Origin of the sequence: Roseospira navarrensis, from assembly GCF_009601025.1 — a bacterium.
GTDB classification, from domain to species: domain Bacteria; phylum Pseudomonadota; class Alphaproteobacteria; order Rhodospirillales; family Rhodospirillaceae; genus Rhodospira; species Rhodospira navarrensis.
Genome location: NZ_WIVE01000108.1, coordinates 1 through 7,352, shown reverse-complemented (window position 1 = coordinate 7,352; position 7,352 = coordinate 1). Strand labels below are relative to the sequence as shown.

Below are 7,352 nucleotides of genomic sequence, written 5' to 3'. Positions count from 1 at the left end.
GTTCACGTTATGTTCTACGCCGTTTCAGGCCACCTGTCACCACATGATGTGGTCCCGGACTCAAAGGGATAAGCCTTTACTTTAGTCCCCGACGCCATCTCTCTCGCCCTTGTTTTTACCGCTATTATTGTCGTTTTTGCCATCCTCTACCTGATTCTGATCTTGAAGCGCCCTGTCCGCGAAACGCTCCTCCTCATTCTTCTGACAATTGTCTTGATCGTCGTCGGCGTTGGAAAGGAGTTCATCCTGGATTACCGGAACGGTCAAACGGGGATGCGGATCAAGGTCGCGGAGTTGATGGAGGACCTGGATACAACTCAGGCCACTGTGTTGGGCTTGACCGCCACCTTGGGCGACTTTGGCGAGACACTCCGAGGGGCGGCCGACTCTCAGTCCTCAGAGTCGAGATACGTAGCGGAGGACCTCAGGGCCCTCAACGCCTCCGTGCAGGCCTCAGGCGACGACCTCAAGGAAATTCAGGCGTATTTGAAACTCAGACACCGGACGGATGTGGCGGCCGATCAAGCCTTGAGAGAGAGGGCTCGCGATCTCGCGCTCATGTACGCGTTCGCGCCGCCTCTCAATCCAGACGCTTCTGAGCGACTACAGTCCTTGCTCTATCAAAGGAAAATGGACTCGATCCTGAAGGACTGGCCATCGGTCGAGCCCCGGGCCTATCTCCCGCCCGCCGATCTCGACTTGACACCCGACTCTGCGCCGGCCGCGCCGCCCGAATAGCCCTCGCCACGCGGAACCGGGGCCGGCCCGATCCGGGGCCCGGCCCGGATCGAGACGCCCCCCTGTCCGTCCCCATCACGCCGCGCGTTGCTGGTCCGGATCGATGATCGTCACGATGTCGTCCATGATCGCCGTGACGTCGTAGTCCTTGGGCGTGTAGATGCGCGCCACCCCCGCCGCCAGCAGGGTCTTTTCGTCCTCCGGCGGGATGATGCCGCCGGCGACCACGGGCACGTCGCCCAGGCCGGCCGCTCGCATGCGCTCCAGCACATCGGTAATCAGCGGCACGTGCGAGCCGGAGAGAATCGACAGGCCGACCACGTGCACGCCCTCTTCCAGCGCCGCGTTGACGATCTGGGCGGGCGTCAGGCGGATGCCCTCGTAGACCACCTCCATGCCGGCGTCGCGGGCGCGCACGGCGATCTGTTCGGCGCCGTTGGAGTGCCCGTCCAGGCCCGGCTTGCCGACCAGGATCTTGACGCGGCGGCCCAGGCGGGCGGAGACATCCTCGACCCGCCCCCGCACGGCGGTCATGCGCTCGCTGGACGTGGCCTCCCCGGCCGAGCGGGCCACGCCCGTGGGCGCGCGGTACTCGCCGAAGATGTCGCGCAGCGTCTGGCCCCATTCGCCCGTGGTCACCCCGGCGTGGGCGCAGGCGATGGACGGTTCCATGATGTTGCGGCCTTCCTTCGCGGCCGCCGCGAGATCGGCCAGCGCGGCCTTGACCGCGGCATCGTCGCGCTGCTCGCGCCAGGCCTTGAGGGATTCGATCTGCTCGCGCTCGGCCGCCGGGTCCACGGCCATGATGTTGCCCTCGCCGGTGGACAGCGGGCTGGGCGCGGCCTCGGTGTACTTGTTCACGCCGACCACGGTCATGTCACCGGATTCGATGGCGGCGAGGCGCTTCGTGTTCGATTCGACCAGCTTTTGCTTCATGTAGCTGGATTCGACCGCCGGCACGGCGCCGCCCATGGCGTCGATGCGGTCCAGTTCCTCGCGCGCCTGCTCTTTCAGGGCCTCCACCTTGCGGGTGACTTCGGCCGAGCCGTCGAACAGGTCGCCGTACTCCAGCAGGTCGGTCTCGAACGCCACGATCTGTTGCAGGCGCAGCGACCACTGCTGATCCCACGGACGCGGCAGGCCGAGCGCCTCGTTCCAGGCCGGGAGCTGCACGGCGCGCGCGCGGGCGTTCTTGGAGAGCACGACGGCCAGCATCTCCAGCAGGATGCGATAGACGTTGTTCTCCGGCTGCTGCTCGGTCAGGCCCAGGCTGTTGACCTGCACGCCGTAGCGGAAGCGGCGGTACTTCTCGTTCTCGACGCCGTAGCGCTCGCGGCACATCTCGTCCCACAGCTCGGCGAAGGCGCGCATCTTGCACAGTTCGGTGACGAAGCGGATGCCGGCGTTGACGAAGAAGCTGATGCGGCCGACCACGACCGGAAAGTCCTCCGGCGGCACCTGCCCGGAGTCGCGCACGGTGTCCAGAACCGCCCGCGCCGTGGCCAGCGCGAAGGCCAGTTCCTGTTCGGGTGTCGCCCCGGCCTCCTGCAGGTGATACGAGCAGACGTTGGTGGGATTCCACTTGGGGATCTGCTTGTAGGTGAACGCGATGACGTCGTTGATGAGGCGCATCGACGGGTCGGGCGGGAACATGTAGGTGCCGCGCGACAGGTATTCCTTGATGATGTCGTTCTGCACCGTGCCCTGAAGCTGGTCGCGCGCCGCGCCCTGCTTTTCCGCCGCAGCGATGTACAGCGACAGCAGCCACGCCGCCGGGGCGTTGATGGTCATGGACGTGTTCATCTTCTCCAGCGGGATGCCGTCGAACAGCGTCATCATGTCGCCCAGGTGGCAGATGGGCACACCCACTTTCCCGACCTCGCCGGTCGCCAGAACGTGGTCGGAGTCGTAGCCGGTCTGCGTCGGCAGGTCGAAGGCGACCGACAGGCCGGTCTGGCCGCGCGCAAGATTCGTGCGGTACAATTCATTCGACGCCTTGGCCGAGGAATGTCCCGAATACGTCCGGAACAGCCAGGGTTTGTCACGCTGCGGTGCAGCAGACGGGGTGGGGGTCACGGGCTTGCCGGTCATACTCGTCTCCATCCCTGCGCGATTTTCGGTCTCTGGCTCGCGCCAAAATTGGGCGAATCCGGAACGATAATTACTCGGCCCTTGGGTCAGGCGAAATTATTTACCACTTTGTGCATTGCGATGAAAGTCTGAAGTCGGTATAGCCTGAATCCGACCAAAACGCTGGACACACGCTGTTCGCGGTTGCCGAAACCCTGGGCCGGCGGGCCGGCGGCGCGCGCGTTCAGTGACAAACAGGGAGTGTCGAATCATGTCCACCGTGACCGCGGATGTCGTCGAGTTGCATCCGAACCAGGAGAAGAAGGATCTGTACGAGCTGGGCGAGATTCCGCCGCTCGGCCATGTGCCCAAGCAGATGTACGCCTGGGCCATCCGGCGCGAGCGCCACGGCCCCCCCGAAAGCGCCATGCAGATCGAGGTCGTGGACGTTCCCAAGCTGGAATCCCACGAAGTCCTGGTCATGGTCATGGCCGCCGGCGTGAACTACAACGGCATCTGGGCCTCGCTGGGCGAGCCGGTCACGCCGTTCGACGTGCACAAGGCCGATTTCCACATCGCGGGGTCCGATGCCTCGGGAATCGTGTGGGCCGTCGGCTCGCAGGTCAAGCGCTGGAAGGTGGGCGACGAGGTCGTCATTCACTGCAACCAGGATGACGGCGACGACGAGGAGTGCAACGGCGGCGATCCGATGTTCTCGTCCACCCAGCGCATCTGGGGCTACGAAACGCCGGACGGCTCCTTCGCCCAGTTCACCAACGTGCAGGCCCAGCAGCTCATGGCGCGGCCCAAGCACCTGACCTGGGAAGAGAGTGCCTGCTACACCCTGACGCTGGCGACCGCCTACCGCATGCTGTTCGGCCACCGCCCGCATGTGCTGCGGCCGGGCCAGAACGTGTTGATCTGGGGCGCCTCGGGCGGCCTGGGCGCGATGGCGGTGCAGTTGTGCGCGGTGTCCGGGGCGAACGCGATCGGCGTCATTTCGGACGAATCGAAGCGCGACTTCGTCATGTCGCTGGGCGCCAAGGGGGTCCTGAACCGCAAGGACTTCAACTGCTGGGGCCGCCTGCCGGACGTGAACGGGCCGGACTTCAAGGCCTACATGAAGGAATCCTACAAGTTCGGCCGGGCCATCTGGGACGTCACCGGCAAGGGCAACGACGTGGACATGGTGTTCGAGCACCCGGGCGAGGCCACCTTCCCCGTGTCCTGTCTGGTGGTGAAGCGCGGCGGCATGGTCGTGTTCTGCGCCGGCACCACGGGCTTCAACATCACCTTCGACGCCCGCTTCGTGTGGATGCGCCAGAAGCGAATCCAGGGCAGCCACTTCGCCAACCTGCTGCAGGCCTCGCAGGCCAACCAACTGGTGATCGAACGCCGCCTGGACCCCTGCATGTCCGAGGTCTTCACCTGGGACCAGATCCCCTTCGCCCACACCAAGATGTGGAAGAACGAGCACAAGCCGGGGAACATGGCCGTGATGGTGCAGGCCGTGAAGCCGGGCCGGCGCACCATCGAGGAGTGCCTGGAGGGCTAGGGCCGCGCGCCCCGGTCCGGGCCGCCGGCGCGGTCCGGACCGATCGGGCGCCCCGCCTTCTGCGTAAGCCACCAGGACGAGCCCGGGCGCCCCATGCCCGGGATCGACGTTTCAGGGGACCACCCAGGGGAACACCATGTCTGGACCGATCATCATTCAGGATCTGATGCACACCTGCGAGCGCTCCTACGAGACCGCGCGTCAGGTCCTGGGCGTCATCCGCGACCACCTCGCAAACCGGGTGACCCGGGAGGACGGCAAGCTCGACGGCGCCATCATGGAACGCGAGCAGCACGCCTGCCACGGCTTCGCCTGGTTCGCGACCGGCGTCACGGCCCTTGGCGAGATGCTGGCCTGGGCCAAGCGCCTGGAGGCCGAGGACAAGTTCGGCGAGCTGGAGCACCTCATCCTTCAGGCCGCGTTCTCGGAGTACCTGCACCAGATCTTCGGCGGCATGCCGATGAGCCAGGGCGAATTCATCCGCCTCGCCGATTTCGGCATCGAGGTGCGCGAGCGCCAGGCGCTCCAGACGCCCTACACCACCCTGCTGCGCGAGCACGGCTTCACCGCCGCCTGCAAGGCGCGCATCGCCGAGCTCATCAAGGACGGCAACTTCGGCAACCTGGGCCTTGAGGACGAGACCCTCGACCTGGTGCGCGACCAGTTCCGCCGCTTCGTGGACGAGCAGGTCCAGCCGCACGCCCACGGCTGGCACGAAAAGGATGAGCTGATCCCCATGGAGGTCATCGACCAGATGGCCGAGATGGGCGTGTTCGGCCTGACGGTGCCGGAGGAATACGGCGGCCACGGCATGGGCAAGATGGCCATGTGCGTGGTGACCGAGGAACTCTCGCGCGGCTACATCGGCGTGGGCTCGCTGGGCACCCGCTCGGAGATCGCCGCCGAGTTGATCCGCCTGGGCGGCACCGAGGAGCAGAAGCAGCACTACCTGCCCCTGATCTCCACCGGCGAGATCTTGCCCACCGCCGTGTTCACCGAACCCAACACCGGCTCCGACCTGGGCAGCGTGCGCACCCGCGCCACGCTGGACGGCGACGACTGGGTCGTGAACGGCAACAAGACCTGGATCACCCACGCCGCGCGCACCGACCTGATGACCCTGATGGCCCGCACCAACCCGGACGAGCCGGGCTACAAGGGCCTGTCCATGTTCCTGGCCCCCAAGCCGCGCGGCACGGATGACAACCCGTTCCCGGCGAACGGCATGTCCGGCGGCGAGATCGAGGTGCTGGGCTACCGGGGCATGAAGGAATACGAACTGTCGTTCGACGGCTTCACCATGCCCAGGGACGCCCTGCTGGGCGGGGTCGAGGGCCAGGGCTTCAAGCAGCTCATGGAAACCTTCGAATCGGCCCGCATCCAGACCGCCGCGCGCGCCGTCGGCGTGGCCCAGTGCGCGCTGGAAGAGGGCCTGAAGTACGCCCAGGAGCGGGTGCAGTTCGGCAAGCCCCTGTTCGCCTTCCCGCGTGTGCACGGCAAGCTGGCCTGGATGGTGGTGGAAACCATGATCGCCCGCCAGATCACCTACATGTCGGCGCGCGAGAAGGACAACGACATCCGCTGCGACATCGAGGCCGGCATGGCCAAGCTGCTCGCCGCGCGGGTGGCGTGGACCAACGCCGACAACGCGTTGCAGATCCACGGCGGCAACGGCTACGCGCTGGAATACCCGATCAGCCGCATCCTGTGCGACGCCCGCATCCTCAACATTTTCGAGGGCGCGGCCGAGATCCAGGCGCAGGTGGTGGCGCGCGGTCTGCTGGGCGGGCGCGGCGCCATCCAGAAGCGCAAGAGCGCGGCCTGATCGAGCCGGGCCCGGCCTCATCGGACCCGTTGGGCGGGGGCGGCAAACGCGACGGTGGAGTCCCCACCGCCGCGTTTCCTCCCGAGATCCTTCGCGCCCTGCCGGCGCTCAGGATGACGCTTTCTAAACTGGGCGAGTCATCCTGATGGAGCGAAGCGACTGAAGGATCTCGTGCGGCAGGCTCCGCCCCGCCCCATCATATCCGGCTCATCGTCCCTGCCGCGTCCTCCGCCGGGATCACGACCCCGCCAACAGGGCGGCCGTGTCGGTGCGCACAACGCCGGCGGCGTGCATCTCGCGGCGCGCCGCCTCCAGCGAGCCGTCCAGGTCGATGGCCCGACAGGCATCCTCAACCAGCGTCACGGCCAGCCCCACCTTGCGGCCGTCCACCGCCGACCAGCGCACACAGAAGTCCGTCGCCAGACCGGCCATCACCACGTGCCGGATGCCCAGCTCGGACAGCGCCCCGGCCAGACCCGTGGGCGTGACGTGGTCGTTCTCGAAAAACGCCGAGTAGGAATCGAGCGCGGGGTTCGTGCCCTTGCGGATGACCAGGCGCGCCCGGTCGGTCTCCAGGTCGGGATGGAAGGCCGCGCCCGGGGTGCCCTGCACGCAGTGGTCCGGCCACAGAACCTGGGGACCGTAGTCCATCTGAGCCATCGACAGCGGCGCTGCCCCCGGGTGGCTGGACGCGAACGAGGCATGGCCCGGCGGGTGCCAGTCCTGGGTCAGGATCACGGTCCCGAACGCAGGGGCCAGACGGTTGACCAGCGGCACCACGGCGTCGCCGTCGGCCACGGCCAGCGCGCCCCCCGGGCAGAAATCGGTCTGGACATCCACGATCAGAAACGCGGTGTCGTCCGGCATCCTGACAGTCATGCGTGTGCACTCCTTTTTCTTCGCGAAACCCGCACCGGCGCCACCATAGTCCGCTCCCCGGGCGCATCCAAGCTGCGCCAGCCCGGCCCGGACAGGGCAACGGGCTCAGGTGAACGGCATCGCCCTTCCAGGTCTTTGCATCGGGTCGGAGACCTGCGCTCGAGGTCCTTCAGCCGCTTCGCGGCTTCAGGATGACATCTTAAAATTTGGCTCAGTTTGCGTTAGATATGCATGCTGGTTGTTTGGGCGAGATAAGTCCGGCGATGCATGCCAGGATTGCACGGG

At 66.4% G+C, this 7,352-nt stretch carries 5 protein-coding genes; 3 read left to right on the top strand and 2 right to left on the bottom strand.

What is annotated here, in order from left to right; translation table 11 throughout:
- Positions 1–162: 162 nt before the first annotated feature.
- Positions 163–738 carry a hypothetical protein gene (locus tag GHC57_RS18385; protein ID WP_153347012.1) on the top strand — a complete coding sequence of 192 codons (576 nt, stop codon included), beginning with the start codon at positions 163–165 and terminating at the stop codon, positions 736–738.
- Positions 739–813: 75 nt separating this feature from the next.
- Here the strand turns inward: GHC57_RS18385 and GHC57_RS18380 are convergent, their stop codons facing one another.
- Positions 814–2,829: a protein meaA gene (locus tag GHC57_RS18380; RefSeq protein WP_153347009.1), complete on the bottom strand. Its 2,016-nt coding sequence runs from the start codon at positions 2,827–2,829 to the stop codon at positions 814–816.
- A 250-nt stretch (positions 2,830–3,079) separates the two neighbouring features.
- Here GHC57_RS18380 and ccrA point away from each other — a divergent pair, with 250 nt between their 5' ends.
- Together ccrA and GHC57_RS18370 are read left to right on the top strand one after the other, a co-directional pair.
- Entirely contained in the window at positions 3,080–4,363 is a 1,284-nt protein-coding gene (gene ccrA, locus GHC57_RS18375) for a crotonyl-CoA carboxylase/reductase (RefSeq protein ID WP_153347007.1), read from the top strand.
- Between the two features lie 136 nt (positions 4,364–4,499).
- Positions 4,500–6,188 carry an acyl-CoA dehydrogenase family protein gene (locus GHC57_RS18370; protein WP_153347005.1) on the top strand — a complete coding sequence of 563 codons (1,689 nt, stop codon included), beginning with the start codon at positions 4,500–4,502 and terminating at the stop codon, positions 6,186–6,188.
- Between the two features lie 237 nt (positions 6,189–6,425).
- Here GHC57_RS18370 and pncA read toward each other — a convergent pair whose 3' ends face one another.
- Positions 6,426–7,067: a bifunctional nicotinamidase/pyrazinamidase gene (pncA, locus tag GHC57_RS18365; protein WP_153347003.1), complete on the bottom strand. Its 642-nt coding sequence runs from the start codon at positions 7,065–7,067 to the stop codon at positions 6,426–6,428.
- Positions 7,068–7,352: the final 285 nt, after the last annotated feature.